At 65.7% G+C, this 21,392-nt stretch carries 19 protein-coding genes; 9 read left to right on the top strand and 10 right to left on the bottom strand.

What is annotated here, in order from left to right; genetic code table 11:
• Positions 1-38 precede the first annotated feature (38 nt).
• The 3 genes from nadA to nadC are packed head-to-tail and all read left to right on the top strand — an operon-like array spanning position 39 to position 3,646.
• Positions 39-1,145 (top strand): quinolinate synthase NadA, encoded by a 1,107-nt coding sequence (nadA, locus tag IVA79_RS28705; protein ID WP_247559347.1) that lies wholly within the window; start codon positions 39-41, stop codon positions 1,143-1,145.
• A gap of 9 nt (positions 1,146-1,154) precedes the next feature.
• The gene (locus tag IVA79_RS28700; RefSeq protein ID WP_247559345.1) at positions 1,155-2,756 is read left to right on the top strand and encodes an L-aspartate oxidase; all 1,602 of its coding nucleotides are present in this window, start codon (positions 1,155-1,157) and stop codon (positions 2,754-2,756) included.
• Between the two features lie 11 nt (positions 2,757-2,767).
• On the top strand, positions 2,768-3,646 hold the full coding sequence (gene nadC, locus IVA79_RS28695) for a carboxylating nicotinate-nucleotide diphosphorylase (protein ID WP_247559343.1): 879 nt from the start codon (positions 2,768-2,770) through the stop codon (positions 3,644-3,646).
• A 43-nt stretch (positions 3,647-3,689) separates the two neighbouring features.
• On the opposite strand, the gene IVA79_RS28690 is transcribed toward nadC, so the two are convergent.
• The 3 genes from IVA79_RS28690 to IVA79_RS28680 all read right to left on the bottom strand — a co-directional run bounded on the left by IVA79_RS28690 (position 3,690) and on the right by IVA79_RS28680 (position 8,823).
• The gene (locus IVA79_RS28690; RefSeq protein ID WP_247559341.1) at positions 3,690-5,156 is read right to left on the bottom strand and encodes a cell wall hydrolase; all 1,467 of its coding nucleotides are present in this window, start codon (positions 5,154-5,156) and stop codon (positions 3,690-3,692) included.
• Positions 5,157-5,646: 490 nt separating this feature from the next.
• Positions 5,647-8,571, bottom strand: coding sequence for a pyruvate, phosphate dikinase (gene ppdK / locus IVA79_RS28685; protein WP_247559339.1), 2,925 nt, complete (start codon positions 8,569-8,571; stop codon positions 5,647-5,649).
• A gap of 96 nt (positions 8,572-8,667) precedes the next feature.
• On the bottom strand, positions 8,668-8,823 hold the full coding sequence (locus tag IVA79_RS28680; protein ID WP_008562090.1) for a DUF3096 domain-containing protein: 156 nt from the start codon (positions 8,821-8,823) through the stop codon (positions 8,668-8,670).
• 233 nt (positions 8,824-9,056) lie between these two features.
• Here IVA79_RS28680 and IVA79_RS28675 point away from each other — a divergent pair, with 233 nt between their 5' ends.
• Positions 9,057-9,410 carry a DUF1236 domain-containing protein gene (locus tag IVA79_RS28675; RefSeq protein ID WP_247559336.1) on the top strand — a complete coding sequence of 118 codons (354 nt, stop codon included), beginning with the start codon at positions 9,057-9,059 and terminating at the stop codon, positions 9,408-9,410.
• Between the two features lie 203 nt (positions 9,411-9,613).
• Here the strand turns inward: IVA79_RS28675 and glyS are convergent, their stop codons facing one another.
• The 6 genes from glyS to IVA79_RS28645 all read right to left on the bottom strand — a co-directional run bounded on the left by glyS (position 9,614) and on the right by IVA79_RS28645 (position 15,432).
• Positions 9,614-11,845 (bottom strand): glycine--tRNA ligase subunit beta, encoded by a 2,232-nt coding sequence (gene glyS, locus IVA79_RS28670; RefSeq protein WP_247559334.1) that lies wholly within the window; start codon positions 11,843-11,845, stop codon positions 9,614-9,616.
• Positions 11,845-12,783: a glycine--tRNA ligase subunit alpha gene (locus tag IVA79_RS28665; protein ID WP_247559332.1), complete on the bottom strand. Its 939-nt coding sequence runs from the start codon at positions 12,781-12,783 to the stop codon at positions 11,845-11,847. The genes glyS and IVA79_RS28665 overlap by 1 nt, the downstream gene beginning before the upstream one ends.
• Positions 12,784-13,026: 243 nt before the next feature.
• Complete coding sequence (locus IVA79_RS28660) at positions 13,027-13,218, bottom strand: hypothetical protein (protein ID WP_247559330.1); 192 nt, start codon at positions 13,216-13,218, stop codon at positions 13,027-13,029.
• Between the two features lie 106 nt (positions 13,219-13,324).
• Positions 13,325-14,233 (bottom strand): S49 family peptidase, encoded by a 909-nt coding sequence (locus IVA79_RS28655; RefSeq protein WP_247559328.1) that lies wholly within the window; start codon positions 14,231-14,233, stop codon positions 13,325-13,327.
• A gap of 214 nt (positions 14,234-14,447) precedes the next feature.
• Positions 14,448-15,212 (bottom strand): methyltransferase, encoded by a 765-nt coding sequence (locus IVA79_RS28650; RefSeq protein ID WP_247559726.1) that lies wholly within the window; start codon positions 15,210-15,212, stop codon positions 14,448-14,450.
• Positions 15,205-15,432 (bottom strand): DUF2007 domain-containing protein, encoded by a 228-nt coding sequence (locus tag IVA79_RS28645; RefSeq protein WP_200495637.1) that lies wholly within the window; start codon positions 15,430-15,432, stop codon positions 15,205-15,207. The genes IVA79_RS28650 and IVA79_RS28645 overlap by 8 nt, the downstream gene beginning before the upstream one ends.
• 133 nt (positions 15,433-15,565) lie before the next feature.
• On the opposite strand from IVA79_RS28645, the gene IVA79_RS28640 reads away from it, so the two are divergent.
• The 5 genes from IVA79_RS28640 to IVA79_RS28620 all read left to right on the top strand — a co-directional run bounded on the left by IVA79_RS28640 (position 15,566) and on the right by IVA79_RS28620 (position 20,341).
• Entirely contained in the window at positions 15,566-16,573 is a 1,008-nt protein-coding gene (locus IVA79_RS28640) for a polyprenyl synthetase family protein (protein ID WP_026202916.1), read from the top strand.
• A 401-nt stretch (positions 16,574-16,974) separates the two neighbouring features.
• Positions 16,975-17,490, top strand: a complete 516-nt coding sequence (locus tag IVA79_RS28635; RefSeq protein ID WP_247559326.1) for a helix-turn-helix domain-containing protein — start codon at positions 16,975-16,977, stop codon at positions 17,488-17,490.
• A 1-nt stretch (position 17,491) separates the two neighbouring features.
• The gene (gene fabF, locus IVA79_RS28630) at positions 17,492-18,754 is read left to right on the top strand and encodes a beta-ketoacyl-ACP synthase II (RefSeq protein ID WP_247559324.1); all 1,263 of its coding nucleotides are present in this window, start codon (positions 17,492-17,494) and stop codon (positions 18,752-18,754) included.
• 89 nt (positions 18,755-18,843) lie between these two features.
• Entirely contained in the window at positions 18,844-19,476 is a 633-nt protein-coding gene (locus tag IVA79_RS28625; protein WP_247559322.1) for a LysE family translocator, read from the top strand.
• A complete protein-coding gene (locus tag IVA79_RS28620) occupies positions 19,469-20,341 on the top strand; it encodes an alpha/beta hydrolase (protein ID WP_247559320.1) in 873 nt (290 codons plus the stop codon). Before IVA79_RS28625 ends, IVA79_RS28620 begins: the two co-directional genes overlap by 8 nt.
• 142 nt (positions 20,342-20,483) lie before the next feature.
• Here IVA79_RS28620 and IVA79_RS28615 read toward each other — a convergent pair whose 3' ends face one another.
• The gene (locus IVA79_RS28615; RefSeq protein ID WP_247559318.1) at positions 20,484-21,368 is read right to left on the bottom strand and encodes a 4-(cytidine 5'-diphospho)-2-C-methyl-D-erythritol kinase; all 885 of its coding nucleotides are present in this window, start codon (positions 21,366-21,368) and stop codon (positions 20,484-20,486) included.
• Between the last annotated feature and the right edge of the window lie 24 nt (positions 21,369-21,392).

Here is a 21,392-nt window from a genome sequence, read left to right as displayed (position 1 = left end):
CTCAATATGAGTATAATTGACATGTAAGGGAGGCTTCGATGCCGATCGCTGGAATTTACGGCCCCGACGACTTTGCTAACCGGCCCCAGGGAGACGTCACCGCCTTCCCCCGTGCCGCACCGGCAAGAACGAGACCCGCGCTGCCGACGCCCGCGCTGGCATGGACGCCGGAGGTCGCGCGCGCCACCGCGCCGCTCTATGAGCGTGTGAAGCACGTGATCCCGCCGATCGAGTGGCCGCTGATGGCGCCGACGATCCAGGCGATCAACGAGTTGAAGCGCGCGCGGGGCGCGGTGATTCTCGCGCACAATTATCAGTCCCCGGAGATCTTTCACTGCGTCGCCGATATCGGCGGCGATTCGCTTCAGCTCGCCGTCGAAGCCACCAAGGTGAAGGCCGGCATCATCGTCCAGTGCGGCGTGCACTTCATGGCGGAGACGTCAAAGCTGCTCAACCCGGACAAGACGGTGCTGATCCCGGATTCGCGCGCCGGTTGCTCGCTCGCGGCCAGCATCACCGGCGCCGACGTCCGTCTGCTCCGCGAAAAATTCCCTGGCGTGCCCGTCGTCGCCTACGTCAACACCTCGGCCGAGGTGAAGGCCGAGGTCGACATCTGCTGCACCTCCTCGAACGCGGTGCAAGTGGTCGAGAGCCTGGGCGCGGCAAGCGTGATCTTCCTGCCCGACCGCTATCTCGCAACTTACGTGGCCTCGAAGACCGACGTGAAGATCATCGCCTGGAAGGGCGCCTGCGAAGTGCACGAGCGCTTCACCGGCCAAGAGCTGCGCGAGTTTCGTGAGGCCGATCCCTCGGTGCAGATCATCGCGCATCCGGAGTGTCCGCCGGACGTGCTGGCGGAAGCCGACTTCACCGGCTCCACCGCGCACATGATCAACTGGGTGCGCGACAAGCGGCCGCGACGACTGGTGATGATCACGGAATGCTCGATGGCCGACAATGTCCGCGCCGAGCTGCCTGACGTCGAGATGCTGCGCCCCTGCAATCTCTGCCCGCACATGAAGCGCATCACGCTCGCCAACATATTGGAGAGCCTGCTGACGCTCCGCGAAGAAGTCACGATTGATCCCGCGCTTGCGGTGCGCGCGCGGCGTTCGGTCGAGCGGATGATCACTCTGAAGAATTGAGAGCACAGCATGCAAGACAACATCCACAATCTCAGCCGCAGCACCGACGACATCGTCATCGTCGGCGGCGGCCTTGCCGGACTGTTCTGTGCGCTGAAGCTCGCGCCCCGGCGGGTGACCTTGATCTCAGCCGCGCCGCTTGGACAGGGCGCATCGTCGGCATGGGCGCAAGGCGGCATCGCGGCGGCGGTGGCCGAGGGCGACACGCCCGAAGCACACGCCGCCGACACGATCGCGGTCGGTGGCGGCCTTGTCGACGAGGCGGTCGCACTCGGAATCGCCCGCGAGGCCGGCCCGCGCATTCATGATCTCCTGGCCTATGGCGTCCCTTTCGATCGCGATCTCGAAGGCAGGCTCGCCGTGGGACGCGAGGCGGCACATTCCGCCCGGCGCATCGTGCATGTGCGGGGCGACGGCGCCGGTGCCGCAATCATCGCCGCCTTGAGCGATGCGGTGCGCCGCACGCCGTCGATCCGCGTCATCGAAGGTCTCGCCGCTGAAGCCCTCTTGATCGAGGACGGTGCCGTCGCCGGGCTTCAACTGCGCGAAGCCGTCAACTCGTCGGCACGCCCGCTCCTGCTGGCCGCGCGCGCGGTGGTGCTGGCCACCGGTGGCATCGGGCATCTCTATGCCGTCACCACCAATCCGCTCGAGGCCAGCGGATCCGGCCTTGCCATCGCCGCGCGCGCCGGTGCCGTGATCGCCGACCCCGAATTCGTCCAGTTCCATCCCACCGCCATCAGGGTCGGACGCGATCCGGCGCCGCTCGCGACCGAAGCGTTGCGCGGCGAAGGCGCGACGCTGATCAACGGCAGCGGCGAACGCTTCATGCTGTCGCGCCATCCGCTCGCAGAGCTCGCGCCGCGCGACATCGTGGCCCGCGGCGTGTTCGCCGAGATCGCGGCCGGGCGCGGCGCCTTTCTCGATGCGCGCCAGGCGCTGGGCACGCGCTTCGCCGACAGATTTCCGACCGTGCATGCGAGCTGCATCGCCGCCGGCATCGACCCGGCGACGCAAATCATCCCGATCGCGCCCGCCGCACACTACCATATGGGCGGCATCGCGGTGGACGAACGCGGCCGCAGCTCGATCGACGGGCTCTGGGCCGGCGGTGAGGTGTCGTCGACCGGCGCACACGGCGCCAACCGGCTTGCCTCGAATTCGCTGCTCGAGGCAGTGGTCTACGCCGCACGCATCGCCGACGACATCGCCGGCCGTACGCTGCCCTCGCCTGCCCGCCTGCCCGACGCATTGGTGGCACCGCGCGGTGGCACGCCGGATGCCGTAATCGTGCAGCGGCTGCGGGCGATGATGAGCGCGCATGTCGGCGTGGTCCGCGAGGGCGACGGTCTCACTGATGCCTTGCATCACTTCGCCGCGCTCGAACGGGAGGCGACGAGCATCGCACTCCGCAACATGGCGACGTCGGCCCTGCTCGTCGCAGCCTCGGCGTGGAGCCGATGCGAAAGCCGCGGCGCGCATTTCCGCGCTGACCATCCGGCCGAAATCCCTGCGCTGGCGCAGCGAACGATGACCTCGCTCGCCGCGGTGCGCGAGATCGCAGAAAGTCTGAGCCCGCTGCCCCGCGCGGTCCGTCCCATGATCGCCTGATGGAGTCCCCCATGATCACCTCGACATCATTGCTCTACCCCGACGCCTTCCTTTCGCCGCTCGTCATCGACGAAGCCGTGCAGCGCGCGCTCGACGAGGATCTCGGCCGCGCCGGCGACATCACCTCGCTAGCGACGATCCCGGAAGCGACCAAAGCAGAGGCGATTCTGGTCGCGCGCCAGTCCGGCGTGATGGCCGGCTTGCCGCTGGCGCTGGCGACGCTGCAAAAGCTCGCACCCGACATCGAGGTCCGCGCGCATGTCCGCGATGCCGCGCGAGTGGCGCGCGGACAGCAGCTGCTGACGATCACGGGCCCCGCGCGCGCCATTCTCACCGCGGAGCGGACCGCGCTGAACTTCGTCGGCCGCCTGTCGGGCGTTGCCACGCTCACGGCGGATTATGTTGCGCGCACCGCAGGCACGAGAATGCGCATCTGCTGCACGCGCAAGACCACGCCGGGCTTGCGGGCGCTGGAGAAATACGCGGTGCGCTGCGGCGGCGGCTTCAATCACCGCTTCGGCCTCGACGATGCGATCCTGATCAAGGACAACCACATCGCGGTTGCCGGCGGCATCAGTGCGGTGCTGGAGCGCGCCCTCAGCCACGCCGGCCATCTCGTCAAGATCGAGATCGAGGTCGACACGTTGTCGCAACTGCGCGAGGTGCTCGGCACCGGGCTGGCTGACGCCGTGCTGCTCGACAACATGGACCTTGCGACGCTGCGTGAAGCCGTGCGGATCAACGAGGGCCGCCTCAAGCTGGAGGCGTCGGGCGGCGTCACGCTGGACTCGATCGCCGCGATCGCGGCGACAGGTGTGGACTACGCCTCGTCGGGTGCATTGACGCATTCGGCGCCGAACTTCGACTGCGCGCTCGATATCGAGGCGTGATTTCTTCGCCTCTCCCCACAAGTGGGGGCAAGGTGAAGGACAACTACCGCCGCTCAGTGCTGCCCATTTCAGCAGAGCTCTTCGCTTGCTGCGCGAGCTCGGCGGAGAGCGCGGCGGTCTGGGCCGGCGTGCCCCAGCTTGGTTCCTCGCTGCCGTCGCCCCAGGCGCGCGGGCGGTAGAAGGTGTGCACGCCGGTCTTGTACATCTTCTTCATCTCGGCGACCCAGGACGGGCGCACCCAATAGGCATGATAGTGCGTGGATTTGCCGACTTCGGGCAGCCAGATCTGGCCGTCGAGCATGGCCTTGGCGATCTTCTTGGCGCGCTCCCACATCTCGGGCTCGCGGATCACGTCGGCATTGTTGTCGCAGGCAAAGGTGAACTGGCAGGCGAGATGACGGTGCTTGTTCTGATAGACCGCGCCGCACACGGTGTCGGGATATTTGCCGGAGAATACGCGGTTCATCACGACTTGCGCCACCGCCATCTGGCCACGGACGGCCTCGCCGCGGGACTCGAAATAGATCGCTTCCGCGAGGCACTTCTCGGACTTCGCGCGCGACTTGTCGTCGAGCGCGAGTCGTTCCGCCGGTGATCTGGTGCGCTGGTTGTCGGCGTTGACCTCGCCCTTCGGCGCGACGCTCTCGCCGCTCTCGATGCCCTTGCCAATATCCACTGTGGGCGGCGACAGCGAGACCGTCACCTTCATGTCGGGGTCGGGCATCACGATCAGCGGCTCGGCGCCGGGCTGCCAGCTCTCGATGCTCTCCAGATTGCCGCCGAGCGAGGAGCTGCCGAAGAACAGGTTCGAGGTCTTGACGCGGAAAGGATCGCGTGCCGGTGCGGCCGGAACAGTCGCCTGCTTCAGTGCTTCGAGCGGCTGGACCGCGAACGCGCGCGCGGCGTCGCTGGCCTGCGGCGGATTGGTGTATTGCGGCAGCGGCGGCGCGCGCAGCGCTTCCTGCAGCTCCGGATCGAGCGCGGCCGCCGATTCCGGCGACATCACCGGTGGCAACGCGGCGGGCAGCTCAGCCGTCTTGGTGCCGAACACCGAGCTGTTCGACGTCGCGGGATCTTCCTGCGCCGGTGCCGCAGCAGGTGCGGCCGTTTCGGGAGCCTGGGCCGGGGTGACCGTTGCGAGGCGATCCCCCTTCATGGAGCGATCGACCTTGGGAAAGTCGGAAGCCTGGTAGCGCGGCGGCGCCTGCAGCGCCGGATTGCGGCCGATCGCGCCGGTGACGTCGCGGCCATCGATGCTCGCGAGGCGAACCATCGCGCTCTGCGGAACCGAGGTGCCGATGGGGCGCGAGAAACTGTAGGTGGCGAGCTGAATGGAGGACGCCGCGGAGAACACCTGCTTCTGCCACCGCTCGGCGACGCCGGGTTGGCGCGCCAGCAAGGAGGCAATGTCCTGATAGCCGGTCTCTCTCGGCATCAATGCGAAGATGCAGAGACCGATGCCGAAGGACGCGAACCGCGCGCCCTTCGGATGGTTACGCAACACTGACATCGTTACGCTCACGCTACGCTTACGCCGGAAAAATCGAGCCGCAGTACATCCGTGCAATTCGATCTTTATCGTAAGTATCTAATTTAGGTTGCCGGGGCGTTAATTCGCGTTGCGCGTGCGGCACACTCAAGCGAACACAGGTGTTTTCACGGGGCGATCGCGCACGGTGGTAAATGCGAGCTGATGTGAAGCGGTAAACAACCGGTCAACGCGAATGGTGAAGGAACTCTTGCCGGCGCGTATTATTGCGGGATGCGCGGGGTTCCCGTTGTTGGCGCGGAATGCTTCCACAATCCCGTCATTGCGAGCGCAGCGACTTGTCAGCCGAAGCCTTGGCGAAGGCGGAAGCACTCCAGAATCCCTCCGCAGAGACGGTCTGGATTGCTTCGTCGCAAGGGCTCCTCGCAATGGCGAATGGAGAGAGCATCGCCCAAAGCAAAAGAGGCGGAGCTTTCGCCCCGCCTCTTTCATTCAAGCATTTTAGTTTTTCTTATGCCTGGCTTGCGACCGCCTTGCCGAGCGCGGCTTGCGCGGCGGCGAGGCGGGCGATCGGCACGCGGTAGGGCGAGCAGGAGACGTAGTCGAGGCCGATATTGTGGCAGAAGGCGACGGAGGCGGGATCGCCGCCGTGCTCGCCGCAGATGCCGACCTTGAGCTTCGGACGCGTCTTGCGGCCGCGCGCGACGCCGATCTTGACCAACTCGCCGACGCCCTCCTGGTCGAGCGCGATGAAGGGATCGACCGACAGGATGCCCTTCGCGACGTAGGGGCCGAGGAAGCTCGCCGCGTCGTCGCGGCTGATGCCGTAGGTCGTCTGCGTCAGGTCGTTGGTGCCGAACGAGAAGAACTCGGCCGACTGCGCGATCTCGGCCGCGAGCAGACAGGCGCGCGGCAGCTCGATCATGGTGCCGACCTGATAGGGCAGCTTGGTGCCCGTGTCGCGCATCACGGCCTGTGCGGTCGCATCGATCCGCGCCTTGACGAGGTCGAGCTCGGCCTTGGTCGCGATCAGCGGCACCATCACCTCGAGGCCCACGGCCTTGCCGGTGCGCTTCTCGGCTTCGACCGCCGCCTCGAAGATCGCACGCGCCTGCATCTCGGCGATCTCAGGGTAAGCGATCGCGATGCGGCAGCCGCGGAAGCCGAGCATCGGATTGAACTCCGAGAGCTCGCGCGCGCGGTCGGCCAGGCGCCGCGGGTCGGTGTTCATGGCACGCGCCACTTCCTCGACCTCGGCGTGGGTATGCGGCAGGAACTCGTGCAGCGGCGGATCGAGCAGACGGATCGTGACCGGCAGGCCCTTCATGATCTCGAACAGCTCGACGAAGTCGGCGCGCTGCATCGGCAGCAGCTTTGCGAGCGCGGCGCGGCGGGACTGCTCGTCCTCGGAGAGGATCATCTCGCGCACCGTGCGGATGCGGGTCTCCTCGAAGAACATGTGCTCGGTGCGGCACAGGCCGATGCCTTCCGCGCCGAACTTGATCGCGGTGCGCGCGTCTTCAGGCGTATCGCCATTGACGCGGACGCCGATCTTGCGGACCTGGTCGGCCCAGGCCATCAGCGTGCCGAACTCGCCGGACAGCTCCGGCTCGATCATCGGCATGCGGCCGGCCAGCACCTGGCCGAGCGAGCCGTCGATGGTGATGACGTCGCCGGTCTTGAAGGTACGCGAGCCGATGCTCATGGTGCCGCGGCCGTAATCGACGCGGATGGTGCCGCAGCCGGAGACGCAGGGCTTGCCCATGCCGCGCGCGACGACCGCCGCGTGCGAGGTCATGCCGCCGCGCGTGGTCAAAATGCCTTCGGCGGCGTGCATGCCGTGGATGTCTTCCGGACTGGTCTCGATGCGGACCAGGATGACCTTGCGCCCGTCGGCCTGAAGCTTGGCCGCTTCATCCGAGGAGAACACGATCTCGCCAGAGGCAGCTCCGGGCGAGGCCGGCAGGCCGGTCGCGATCACGTCGCGCTTGGCGTTGGGATCGATGGTCGGATGCAAGAGCTGGTCGAGCGAAGCCGGATCGATCCGCGTCACGGCTTCCTTCTTCGAGATCAGGCCTTCATTGGCGAGCTCGACCGCGATGCGCAGCGCCGCTTTCGCGGTACGCTTGCCGCCGCGGGTCTGGAGCATCCACAGCTTGCCCTGCTCGACCGTGAACTCCATGTCCTGCATGTCGCGGTAGTGCTTCTCGAGCAGCGTGTAGATCCGCGTTAGCTCCTTGAAGGCCTCCGGCATCGCCGATTCCATCGACGCCTTGTCGGAGCCCGATTCTTTCCGCGCTTCCTCGGTGATGTCCTGCGGCGTGCGGATGCCCGCCACCACGTCCTCGCCTTGCGCGTTGATCAGGAACTCGCCGTAGAGCTTGCTCTCGCCGGTCGAGGGGTTGCGGGTGAAGGCAACGCCGGTCGCCGAGGTCTCACCCATGTTGCCGAACACCATGGCCTGCACGTTGACTGCGGTGCCCCAGGATTCCGGAATGTCGTGCAGCTTGCGGTAGGTCACCGCGCGCGCGTTCATCCAGGATGAGAACACGGCACCGATCGCGCCCCAGAGCTGGTCGTGCGGATCCTGCGGGAAGTCCTTGCCGATCTCGCGCGCGACCGCGTCCTTGTACTTGCCGACCAGGTCGACCCAGTCGTCGGCCGACAGATCAGTGTCGAGCGTGTAGCCTTGGCTGTCCTTGAAGGTGTCGAGGATTTCCTCGAAGTGATGATGCTCGAAGCCGAGCACCACGTCCGAATACATGGTGATGAAGCGGCGATAGCTGTCATAGGCGAAGCGGCGGTCGCCCGACAATTCCGCCAGCGCTTCCACGGTCTGGTCGTTGAGGCCGAGGTTGAGCACCGTGTCCATCATGCCCGGCATCGAGGCACGCGCACCGGAGCGCACCGAGACGAGCAGCGGATTCCTGGTGTCGCCGAACACCTTGCCGGTCAACTTGCCGACATGGTCGAGCGCCTTCTCAACCTGTGCCTGCAACTCCTTCGGATAGGATTTGTCGTGGGCGTAAAAGTAGGTGCAGACCGAGGTCGGGATGGTGAAGCCGGGAGGCACGGGAAGGCCGAGATTGGCCATCTCGGCCAAGTTCGCGCCCTTGCCGCCGAGCAGATCTCGCATCTCGGTCCGGCCCTCGGCCTTGCCGTCACCGAATGTGTACACCCATTTGCCGGCCTTGATGGCTGCTGGCGCAGCCTTCTTCGGCGCAGGCTTGGCGGCGACCTTCGGCGGAGCCGCCTTGGTCACGGCCTTTGCCGCCGGCTTTGCAGCGGGTTTGGCAGCAGATTTGGCGATCGGCTTCGGCGCGCTCTTGGCCAGCGCCTTGCGGGCCGGCGGCGCGGCCTTAGCAGCGGCCGAGGACTTTGATTTCGCTGGGATTTTCGCCGGGATTTTCTTGGGCTTCGAGGCGGCTTTGGCCATAGCTTGCACACAACCTGCGAGAGGAATGGGAAATCGCGGGCCTTACACCATTTTGGGCGGGCCCGCGCAAGTCGGACAGTTCCGAAAAGTGAACGCCTAGAACCGGAGCCACTTCAGGAGCCCGAGCCCGATCGCGCCGTTCACGATGAGGAAGATTGCGACGATGAGATTGAGCAGCCGCGGCATGATCAGGATGAGCACGCCCGCAATCAACGACAGGATCGGCGAAATGTGGGCGACGGTGATGTGCATGAACCATCTTTCTGTGGGGGTGAGGCGAATCGCGGGCGGATCATAGCCCTCCCGGTTCCGCGAGTAGAGACGCGCAACAGGCAGTGCGAGTTCCGGCACCCATGAAAACTGCCTGAAATTGCCGCGAATGCGGCGGGCCTTTTCCGGAACATTGCGAAGGGTGCATGCATTGGCCAATCGGCTGCGCCACTGGCGCGTCCGAAAAAATAAATTCCACGTCGAAGGAGTTGTCCATGCGGAACAGGATTCTTGCTCTTGCAGCGCTCGCGGCCGCGATCGGCTCGCCCCTTGCGGCGCAGGCGCAAAACGGCGTCACCGTCGGACGCGCGCCCGCCGTGGTCGACAGCGCCCCGACCATTGACGCCGACCAGCGGCCGGCCTTCCGCGAGTATGTCGTCGAACAACGTGTGCCGCCCTTCCGGATTCCGGATCGCGTCGTGGTCGGTGCCACCTTACCTGAAAGCGGCGTTACGTATTATGACGTGCCGCAACGCTTCGGCGCCACGACATATCGCTACACCGTCGTGAACGGAGAGACCGTGCTGGTCGAGCCGCGCTCGCGCCGCATCGTCGAGGTGCTGGACTGACATCGAATAGCTGACATCGACTAGATGTCCGGCGCGCCACATCAGGCTGGCGCGAGCAGTGTAAATCGGACATCAGGCCCCGCCTGGTCTTCCCCCCGCCGGGCGGGGCACTTTTTTGAGCGGCACCCTCGTGTCCCGGACAAGGCGCAACGCTGAAGAAGCGCTGCGCTGCGTCCGGGGCACGCGAGCCGCAATACTGCGCCTCAATCCTGGATCTTCGAGAAATCCGCCACCGCCCGCGTGGCGCTGCGGATCTCGTTCAGCAGCTTCAGGCGGTTCTCGCGCACCTTGGCATCGTCATCGTTGACGCGAACCTTGTCGAAGAACGCATCGACCGGCGGCCGCAACTTTGCCATCGCGCTCATCGCGGCGGCAAAGTCTTCCTTGGCGACAGCGGCGCTTGCTTCGGTCTTCACCTCGCCGATCGCTTTCGCCAGTGCCTTCTCCTCGGCGAGGCCATAGAGCGCAGCATCGGGCGCGCCGTCAAACGTGCGCTTGTCCTTCTTCTCCTCGATGGAGAGGATGTTGCTGGCGCGCTTGGTGCCGGCGAGCAGGTTCTTGCCGTCGTCGCTCTCGAGGAACTTTCCGAGCGCCTCGACGCGGCGGACGATCATCAGGAGATCGTCCTGGCCGCCGAGCGCGAACACGCCATCGACGAGATCGTGGCGCGCGCCCTGCTCGCGGAGCTGGACCTTGAGGCGGTCGGCGAAGAAGGCGAGGAGGTCTTGGATTAGCGCGTGGTAATGATCGAAGCCGCCCTCCAACACCCTATCCGAACGAGCAATCTCGCGGGCACGTTCCGCCAACTTCTCCGCCAGACCCGGCTCAACAAAGTCGAGTGACGCAGCCTTTTTTGCAACATCCTTCTCAAAGGCGGAGATTGTTCGATCGGCGAAGAAGAGCGACTGGAATATTGCTGGCACGTAGAGATCAAGCCGGAGCTTATTTTCGACGATCAGCCGGATCACACCCAGTGCAGCGCGGCGCAGCGCATACGGGTCCTTTGATCCCGTCGGCTTCTCGTTAATCGCCCAGAAGCCGATGAGCGTATCGAGCTTGTCGGCAAGTGCCACCGACACGCTGACCGGGTCGGTCGGCACACGGTCGCCAGGCCCTTGTGGCTTATAATGCTCCTCGCAGGCTGCAGCGACAGAAGCATCTTCGCCCTGCGCCAGCGCGTAGTATTTTCCCATCAGGCCCTGCACTTCAGGGAATTCGCCGACGACTTCGGTGAGCAGGTCGGCCTTGGCCAAGTTCGCAGCGCGCTCTACTCTCACGACGTCGGCGCCCACGCGCGGCGCGATTAGACCCGCCAAATGCTTGATACGCTCGATCCGCTCCGCCTGCGTGCCGAGCTTCTCGTGGAACACGATCTGCTCGAACTTCGGCAGCCGGTCCTCGAGCTTTGTCTTCAGGTCGGTCTCGTAGAAGAACTTCGCGTCGCTCAGCCGCGCGCGGATCACGCGCTCGTTGCCGGCGATGATGGTCGCACCGCCGTCGGTGGCTTCGATGTTGGCGACCAGGATGAACTTGTTGGCGAGCTTGCCCGTCTTGGGGTCGCGCACGACGAAGCACTTCTGGTTGTTGCGGATGGTGGCGCGGATCACCTCTGCTGGCGTCGCCAGGAAATCCGGTTCGAACGAGCCCATCAGCACGACCGGCCATTCGACCAGGCCCGCGACCTCGTCGAGCAGGGGCTGGTCCTCGACCAGCTCAAAGCCTTGCGCGAAGGCAAGCTGCTTGGCGTCGGTCAGGATCGCATCCTTGCGCCTTTCAGGATCGAGCACGACCTTGGCGGCGAGCAGCTTCGCTTCGTAGTCTTCGAACCGGCGCACTTGGATCGCGTCCGGCGCCATGAAGCGATGGCCGTAGGTGGTCTGGCCGGCCGCGACGCCGTCGACTTCGAACTTCACGACATCGGGCTCTTCGGTCTCCAGCCCGAACGTCGCGGTAATCGCATGCAGCGGACGCACCCAGTTGAGCGAACCCGGCTTGCCGGAGCGCGCGCCCCAGCGCATCGATTTCGGCCAGGGGAAGGTGCGGATGATGACGGGCAGGATTTCCGCGAGCACCTCAATCGCATCGCGGCCGGGCTTCTCGATCAATCCGATGTAGAAATCACCCTTGGGGTCGCGCTGGATTTTTGCTTCATCCAGCGACTTCAATCCCGTCGCCTTCAGAAAGCCCTGCACGGCCGCATCGGGCGCGCCGATTTTCGGACCGCGGCGTTCGGTCTTCAGGTCGGGCTGGCGCGCGGGGATGCCGTGCACGGTGAGCGCAAGACGGCGCGGCGTCGCGAACGCCTTGGCGCCCTCGTAGACGAGGCCTTCGGCGACGAGCTTGTCGGTGACCATGCGGCGCAGATCGTCGGCCGCCTTGGCTTGCATGCGCGCGGGGATTTCTTCGGAGAATAGTTCAAGCAAAAGATCGGGCATCAGGCCGCTCCGCCCGCTTCAGTGTGGATCCAGGCCTCGCCGCAGGCTTTTGCCAATTCGCGTACACGCAGAATGTAACTCTGCCGCTCCGTCACAGAGATCACGCCGCGCGCGTCCAGGAGGTTGAAGACATGGCTCGCCTTGATGCACTGGTCATAGGCGGGCAGCGCCATCAGGTGCTGCTTCTTGTTGCCGCCTTCGCGCCAGCCGGCGTCGAGATATTTTTTGCAGGCCGCTTCCGCCATCTTGAACTGCTCGAACAGCATCGTGGTGTCGGCAACTTCAAAATTGTGCCGCGAATATTCCTGCTCGGCTTGCAGGAAGACATCGCCATAAGTCACTTTGGCGTCGCCCTCGCGGCCATTGAAGTTGAGATCGTAGACGCGATCGACGCCCTGCACATACATTGCGAGGCGCTCGAGCCCGTAGGTGAGCTCGCCCGCGACCGGCGCGCATTCGAAGCCGGCGACCTGCTGGAAATAGGTGAACTGGCTGACCTCCATGCCGTCGCACCAGCACTCCCACCCGAGACCCCAGGCACCCAGCGTCGGGCTCTCCCAATCATCCTCGACGAAGCGGATGTCGTGCACGGCGGAATCGATGCCGATCGCAGCGAGCGACTTCAGGTACAGCTCCTGAAGGTTCGGCGGCGACGGCTTCATGATCACCTGGAACTGGTAGTAGTGCTGCATCCGGTTCGGGTTCTCGCCGTAGCGGCCGTCCTTGGGCCGACGCGAGGGCTGCACATAGGCGGCGTTCCAGGGGTTTGGCCCAAGCGCACGCAGCGTGGTCGCCGGATGGAAGGTGCCTGCGCCCATCTCCATGTCGTAGGGCTGCAGGATCACGCAGCCCTGCTCGGCCCAGAACCGCTGGAGCGCGAGGATGAAGCCCTGGAACGAGCGTTCCGGGCGCATATGGGCGGGCAATGAGGCGTCCATCGTCAGATCAGGCTCTCGCGGGGGTTTTGAATCGCGCGGGACCGTATCGACGGCGGGGGTGGGAATCAAGGCGAGGCGGGCGGATTCGGGCCAATCAGTCCCTCATCCCGGACGGTGCCGTAGGTGGGCAAAGCGACTTGTCCGCCGTAGCTCAAAGAGAGCGAAGGCGGAAGCGTGCCCACCACCTGTCACCACCGAGGGAGTTGGTGGGCACGGCGCAAGGGCGCCTTTGCCCAGCACCGGCTAGCCCGGCCGGTACGCTCCGGTCACGGGATCACGTTTCAGCGTTGGGATGTTCCCCACATGGGCGGCTTCGGCGACGCGCGACAGGCGCATCTCCTCCAGCTCCTGGTTGATCCGGACAGCGGTCTTGTAGGCCCAGCGGACCACGGCAAGCCCACCCAGGACGCCCGCAAAAGCGACGAACGGCGGCATCGGTCGATCCTTGTTGAGTGCTCAGCCCCCACATGCATTGTTGCGCAGATGGGCTTGCGCCGCAATCGGCAGGCTAAGGGACCAAATGGCGCGGAAGGGCCTCCGCCTAAAACCCGAATTTTGCCCAAATCGCCCGCGTCTCGACCGCCGAGATCAGCTCGTCCGGCAAGCCGGCCATTGATTCCAGAGCCGAAAGCTGGCCTGCGCCCGGCGATTTCCGCCCCAAGAGACCTGAGAGCAGCCCGGTCGGCTGGGCAATCACGGGGGTGAGAACCTTCTCGCCATAGCGGGCACGAAGAGTTGAGCGGAGATCGCCGATGCTGTCGGCCAGCCCCAGCGCGATCGCACTCTCGCCCGCCCAGTATTCGCCCGTGAACAGCGTGTCCTCGTCGCCCTTCAGCCGCGCGCCGCGGCTGTCCTTCACCAGCGAAATGAAGATCTGGTGGATCTCGCGCTGGATCGCCTTCAGCTTGGCGACGTCGTCAGGGTTTTCCGGGAGGAAGGGGTCGAGCATCGCCTTGTGCGCCCCGGCGGTGTAGAGGCGCCGCTCGATGCCGAGCCGCCTGATCGCATCCTGGAAACCAAAGCTGCCGCCGACCACGCCGATCGAGCCGAGGATCGAGGAGGGATCGCAGATGATCTCGTCGCCGGCGCAGGCGATCATGTAGCCGCCCGAGGCCGCGACGTCCTCGACGAACATCAGCACCGGCAGCTTCTTCTCCGCCGCGAGCTGCTTGATGCGCAGGTAAATCTGGCGCGACTGCACCGGCGAGCCGCCGGGCGAGTTGATCACCAGCGCCACCGCCTTGGCGTTCCGATACGAAAACGCCCGCTCCAATACGCGCGCGACTCCCGCCAGCGTCATGCCCGGGCGCAGCGGCGTCACCGCGCCGATCACGCCTGAGAGTCGCACCACCGGCACCACCGCCGTGCCCGGGCGGAACCGCGCCGGAAGATATTGCATGAGCTTGTCGGCCAAGCCGGAACTCTCACGATCGTTCAATTGTTCGGCCATGCCGTTACCTCTGATTAACCATTTCTTATCACGCGACTGTCATTGGAAGTGCCTGGAACGTGTTTTGCAGATTTCCCGTTGGAAGGCTGCAATGAGGGCAGCGGAGAACACCATGAAAATCTATCTGCTGATGCTTCTAATCGGTGCGCTGTTCATGGCGATCCGCCTGACGTCGCCGCAAGAGCAGCAGTCGGAATCGCTTCCGCAGTAAGCGTCACGGTTCCACCAGCGGCAAGGCCGCTCTCCCCTCCAAGATCTCCGTCATCTCGTTTCCTGACGCGCGTGCCGCGTCGTTGAGCGTCAGGCCCGGCAGCAATCGCGTCGGGGCCCGGCCACCTTTGACCGCACGCACCAGCACGCGGATCGCGGGCCGCCCCACCTCGCCGTGAACCGGCAGGATCGCGAGGCTGCCGAAGCCGCGCGACAGCGCCGCCAGCACGTCAGTGATGCCATCTGCACGCCAGATCAATGTCAGCACACCATTCGATCGAAGGACGCGCCGCGCGGCATGCACCCATGCATGCAGCGTCTCCTCCGTCGCCACATGCGCAGCGTGACGCAGCCGATCCGGCGACCCGCGATGCCGGGCCGGATCGTTGAACGGCGGATTCATCAGCACCACATCGACGCTGTCGGGCGACAGCCCGTTCGCCGCAAAGGCCTCGGCGCCAGCCGTGACGTCGAGCACGATCGTCTCGGCGGCGATCGCATTCGCCGCCGCGTTGTCGCGCGCGAGCGCGGCCAGCTCCGGATCGATCTCGACGAGGCTAAGCATGACACCGGGAATACGCCGGGCCAGCGCCAGTCCCGCCGTGCCGATACCGGCGCCGAAATCGACCACGCGATCTCCGATCCGGGCCTCGGTCGCTGCCGCAAGCAGGATGGCATCATGCCCGGCGCGATGGCCGGACCGCTTCTGCCTCAGCCGCAACTGCCCTCCGAGAAAGGCATCCTCGGTAATGTTTGCGGCCTCACTCATCGCCGCGCAGTTCGTGGCTGAGGCCGGCCTCGGTGAGGAGCGCTCGCGCCTCCTGGGCGTCGTCCTCATGAACCAGGATCCGCCGCGGCAAAATGCCGAGTGAGCCCTCGATGATGCTCATGTTCTGGTCCAGCACCAGATGATGGATATTGGCGCCGTCGAGCAGCGCGCCGATCGCCGACACCAGCACCATGTCGTTGGTCCGAACCAGTTCACGCAAAATACAGGTCTCCTGCCTGAAGAGGCTAAAAGCGCCAAATGTCAATGGTTCCGCGGCACTTGCCGCATTCGCCGCCAGTTTCTATTGTCTTTCCGTCAGAATAGCCCTTCCGGGGCAAATATTGGAGACCGGCGTGGCCGTCATCGTACCTTTCGAAACTCCCGGCGCGTCGATCGAAGAGCTGGTTGCCCTTGTCGCCCCTGATATGGAGCGCGTCAACGCCACGATCCTGTCGCGGACCGGTTCGGATGTGACCATGATCCCGGAGGTTGCCAACCATCTGATCTCCTCCGGGGGCAAGCGCCTGCGGCCGATGCTGACGCTCGCGATGGCCAACCTCGCCGGCTACACCGGCGACGGCCACATCAAGCTCGCGGCAAGCGTCGAGTTCATGCACACCGCCACCCTGCTCCATGACGACGTCGTCGACGAGAGCGAGATGCGCCGCGGCAAACTGTCGGCGCGCATGCTCTGGGGCAATGAGGCCAGCGTGCTGGTCGGCGACTTCCTGCTCGGCCAGGCCTTCCGCATGATGGTCGAGGTCGGCTCGCTCCGCGCGCTCGACATCCTCTCCGCGGCCGCCGCCACCATCGCCGAGGGCGAGGTGATGCAGCTCGCCGCTGCCAAGAACACCGCGACCACCGAGGACGAATATCTCGCCGTGATCCGCGGCAAGACCGCCGAGCTGTTCGCCGCGGCCTGCGAGGTCGGCCCCGTCATCGCCAACCGCCCGAAGGCCGAGCAGACCGCCTGCCGCTCGGTCGGCATGAATCTCGGCATCGCCTTCCAGCTCGTCGACGACGTGCTCGACTATGGCGGCAAGAGCGCAAAGCTCGGCAAGAATACCGGCGACGATTTCCGCGAGGGGAAGATCACCCTGCCGGTCGTGCTCGCCTTCCGCCGCGGCAACGACACCGAGCGCGCGTTCTGGATCCGCGCGTTGGAGCGCGGCGAGATCGGCGATTCCGATCTCGATCACGCCATCGGGTTGATGAACAAGCACCGCGCGCTCGAGGACACGCTGAGCCGCGCTCAGCACTATGGCGCCATGGCCGTGGACGCACTGGCGCTGTTCCCGTCCTCGCCGATGAAGAGCGCGCTGGAGCAGGTGGTGGCGTTTTGTCTGGCACGGTCGCATTGAGCGACTGGCGCTCTTTCCCCATTGTCATTGCGAGCGCAGCGAAGCAATCCAGAATCTTTCCGCGGAGATACTCTGGATTGCTCGCTGCGCTCGCAATGACGGAGTGTGACGCGACGACACCACTCCCTCCCTCGTGTCCCGGACGCGCCGCAGCGTGAAACGCTGCTGCGCAGAGCCGGGACCCACGCGACACGCGCGTCCCGCAGCATGGGCCCCGGCTCTGCAGCGCACCGCACCGGACGATGCTTCGCATCGCCGGAGGCGCTGCGCTGCGTCCGGGGCACGAGAGCGGTTCAGGACGCGGGCCCGCCCTACATCGCCTCACTGATGCATCTTCTCGACACCAAACCGCCGCCACCCAGTAACTTGCATTTTGCAAGCTACTTACCTATTTTCCGCCCATGCAGCCCAAATCCCCTTCCATCCAGGAATGCCCGATCGGCCGCGCCGTGGAGACGGTCGGCGAATGGTGGAGCATTTTGATCCTGCGCGATGCGTTCCAGGGCGCGACGAAATTCGACGAGTTTTCGCAAAGCCTCGGCATCGCGCCGAACATCCTGTCGCGGCGGCTCGCCCATCTCACCGCATCAGGCATGTTCGAGCGCCGCCGCTACCATCAGCGGCCACCGCGCTACGAATATGTGCTGACGGACAAGGCGCGCGATTTCTTTCCCGTGATCGTGGCGCTGCTCGCCTGGGGCAACAGGCATCTCGCCGCCAAGGGCGAGTCCATCGTGCTGGCGAACCGACGTGACGTTCGCCCGCTCGATCCGATCGTGGTCGATGCCGCCGATCTGCGTCCGATCACGCTCGCCAATGCGGTCGTCATCGCGGGACCGCGCGCCAGCCGCGGAATGCGCGCGCGGCTCGCTTCGCTCAAAGCCATGAACCCGGCCGTTGCGCCGGCTGGAGACTGATATGCGTCGTATCGTCGTGACGGGAATGGGTGCGGTGTCGCCGCTCGGCTGCGGTGTCGAATTGTCCTGGCGCCGGCTGCTCGCCGGCCAAAGCGGACTGCGCCCGCTGCCGGAATGGGCGCAGGTGCTGCCGGCGCGTATCGCAGGGCAGGTGCCCGACAAGGCTGACGATGCCGAGGGCGGCTTCGATCCGGCGCAGGCCGCCGCGCCAAAAGACCAGCGCAAGATGGACCGCTTCATCCTGTTCGCGCTGCTCGCCACGGCGGAAGCGGTCGCGCAGGCCAAATGGACGCCGCAGGACGCAAGTGCGCTGGAGCGGACCGCAACGATCATCGCCTCCGGCATCGGCGGCTTCCCGGCGATAGCGGAGGCGGTGCGCATTACCGAGCAGCGCGGCGTGCGCCGGCTCTCGCCTTTCACGATTCCTTCGTTCCTGGCCAACCTCGCCGCCGGCCAGGTCTCGATCAAGTACGGCTACAAGGGCGCGCTGGGCACACCGGTCACCGCATGTGCCGCAGGCGTCCAGGCGATCGGCGATGCCGCGCGCATGATCCGATCAGGCGAAGCCGATGTCGCAATCTGCGGCGGCGCTGAGGCCTGCATCGACATCGTCAGCCTCGGCGGCTTTGCGGCGGCCCGTGCGCTGTCGAGTGGCTTCAACGAGGAGCCCGCGCGCGCCTCGCGTCCGTTCGATCAGAAGCGCGACGGTTTCGTGATGGGCGAAGGTGCCGGCATTCTGGTGATCGAGGCGCTGGAATATGCGCTGGCGCGCGGCGCGACGCCGATCGCGGAGATCGTCGGCTACGGCACGACGGCGGATGCTTATCACATGACGTCGGGTCCGCCCGACGGCAGCGGCGCCCGCCGCGCCATGGAGATCGCGCTCCGCCAGGCTAGCCTTGCACCGGCGGATGTGCAGCACCTGAACGCCCATGCGACCTCGACGCCGGCCGGCGACGAGAGCGAGCTCGGCGCGATCGGCGCGTTGTTCGGCCGCAATCGCGCCATCGCCGTCAGCGCGACCAAATCGGCCACCGGCCATCTGCTCGGCGCCGCCGGCGGCCTCGAGGCGATCTTCACCGTGCTCGCCTTGCGCGACCAGATCGCGCCGCCGACCCTCAATCTCGAAAACCCCGATGCGGGCGCTGACGGCATCGACATCGTCGCCGGCACCGCGCGGCCGATGCCGATGCAGCATGCGATTTCCAACGGTTTTGGCTTCGGCGGAGTAAATGCCAGCGCGATCTTCCGCCGCATGGATTAAGCCAGGGGCCTTCGAACCAGTAGACTTGTCACCAGAAGGCTTGTCACCAGAAGACTTGCAATCGCGGTGCGCTGCGCTACCAAAACAGGATGATCGAAACCAATTTCTGGCTGTTCCTGACTGCAGCCTGCCTCATTGCCGCCGTTCCCGGCCCCGGCATCTTCTACGTCGCAGCGCGGACCTTGTCCGAGGGGCGCGCCAGCGGGTTCGCATCGACCGCGGGCACGGCGCTGGGCGGGCTGGTTCATGTGCTGGCGGGCAGCCTCGGCATCTCCGCAATCATCCTTGCGAGCGCGGAATTATTCGCTGCCGTCAAGTTCGGCGGCGCACTCTATCTGGTCTGGCTCGGCATCAAGACTTTTCGTGGTGCCGGCCGCGCGCTGTCGCTCGAGAGCGAACCTGTCGGCGACAAGCGCGCGTTCCGCGACGGCGTGCTGGTCGAGGCGCTGAACCCGAAGACCGCCGCGTTCTTCCTCGCCTTCATTCCGCAATTCCTCGATCCCACGGGATCGAACCCCACGCTGCAATTCATCATGCTCGGCGCGATCTCGGTGGCGTTGAACACGTTTGCCGATATCGTCGTGGTGCTGATGGCCTCCGCAACGCGCACGCAGCTGGTTGAACGGCCGCATCTGATGCGGCGCCTCACCCAGGGCTCCGGCGTCTTCATTGCAGGCCTTGGCCTCTCGCTCGCACTGGCGCGGCAGCCGGCGAATGGCTAGCACCCCGCAGGACCGCTTCTATGAATCCCACGGCTTGCGGCTGCACTACGCCGATTGGGGCAATGAGAGCGCGCCGCCTCTCATTCTGGTCCATGGCGGCCGCGATCACTGCCGGAGCTGGGACGTCATCGCCCGCTCGCTGCAACCGCATTTCCACATCATCGCGCCCGATCTGCGCGGCCACGGTGATTCCGAATGGACCCGAGGCGGCAGCTACGCCTTGACCGAATATGTCTACGATCTCGCCCAGCTCATCCGCGTTGTCGCGGGGCCTCAGATAACTCTCATCGGTCATTCGATGGGCGGCATGGTGAGCCTGATCTTTTCAGGGTCATTCCCTGAAAAGGTCTCGAAGCTGGTCGTGCTCGACGGCGTGACGATGCTGCCGGATACGCCGAAGGCCCCGGTGCACGAGCGCATCGGCAAATGGGTCGGCCAGCTCGACAGACTGCATGACCGCACACCCCGCCGCTATGCGACGCTCGAGGACGCGGCGGCGCAGATGGTGCTTCACAACAAACGTCTGTCGCGCGAGCTCGCGCTGCATCTCGCCACGCATGGCGCGCGGCAGAATGAGGATGGCAGCTACAGCTGGAAATTCGATCCCTATCAGCGCGCCTCTGCGCCGCACCGGCTCTGGCCTGATGATCACGTCGCGCTGTGGTCGCGCATCGCCTGCCCGACGCTGCTGCTGAACGCCGGTGAGAGCTTTCTCGCCGGTGCCAGGTCAGCGGGCCTGGAGCGATATTTCCAGAACGCCCGCGTCGAGACCATCGCCGGAGCCGGACATTGGCTGCAGCACGACAAGCCGCAAGAAGTATTGGGCGAGATCCGGCGGTTTCTGGGGCTGGCTCCGACGCCGTAGGGTGGGCAAAGGCGCGTCAGCGCCGTGCCCACCACCTCTCTCGGTCACACAAATTGCGTGGGCACGCTTCCGCCTTCGCTCGTCGAGCTACGGCGGACAAGTCGCTGTGCCCACCCTACGGCGCCGACGCCGGAGAAAGACCTCAGCTCAACGTCCCCGCGTGTACCCACCAGCCGGGATGGTCGCGCCGGATCTTTTCCGCGGCAGCATGCGCCTCGGCCGAGGCGCCGTAGATCGCAAAGCAGGTTGCACCCGAGCCGGACATGCGGGCGAGCTTGACGCCGGCGGAAGAGCGCAAGGCCTCCAGCACCTCGTCGATGACAGGCTCGATGCGCAGTGCGGGCGCTTCGAGATCGTTGGGGACGCTTTCGAGCACGTCGACCCAATCGGCAATCGACCCGCCCTCGTCCGGCCAGGCCGGAGCACGGATGACGTCGGTGACACCGACCAGGAGCTGACCGTTGCGCAGGCCCAATTCCTTAAACACGTCCTTGGTGGCAACAGGCACGCGCGGATTGACCATCACGCAAGGCATGCTCGGCAGCGCGAGCGGCAGCAGCTGCTCGCCGACGCCGGTCATGTCGCAGGCGCGCGAGAGGAGGCACACCGGCACATCGGCGCCGGTCGCGAGCGCGACCTTCTGGAGCCTCGGATCATCGAGCGACAGATTGTTGAGACGCGCCAGGAGCCGCAGCGCCGCCGCGGCGTCGGCCGAGCCGCCGCCGATGCCGGCGGCAACCGGCAGCACCTTGTCGAGCGCGAACGCGCCGAGCTTCAGGCCCGGCACCGCCTCGGCGAGCAGCTTGGCGGCCTTGAACACGAGATTGTCGCCGGGATCGCCGCAGGCGGCGGCCAGCGGCCCGGTGGTGCTGAGCTTCAGCTCGCCGCCCGGCTCCAGCGTCAGCCGGTCGGCGCAGTCGGCAAACGCGACAACGCTTTCGAGATCATGATAGCCGTCGGCACGACGGCCGACGACGCGAAGGCTGAGATTGACCTTCGCCCGCCCCTCTTCAATCAACGCCGACATCGGCGACACGCCCCCCAACTTCGC

It is taken from the genome of Bradyrhizobium sp. 138 (assembly GCF_023074075.1).
In the GTDB taxonomy this organism is placed as follows: Bacteria; Pseudomonadota; Alphaproteobacteria; order Rhizobiales; family Xanthobacteraceae; genus Bradyrhizobium.
Note: the sequence above shows the minus strand (reverse complement) of the source record. Positions and strands in the feature narration are given on the sequence as shown.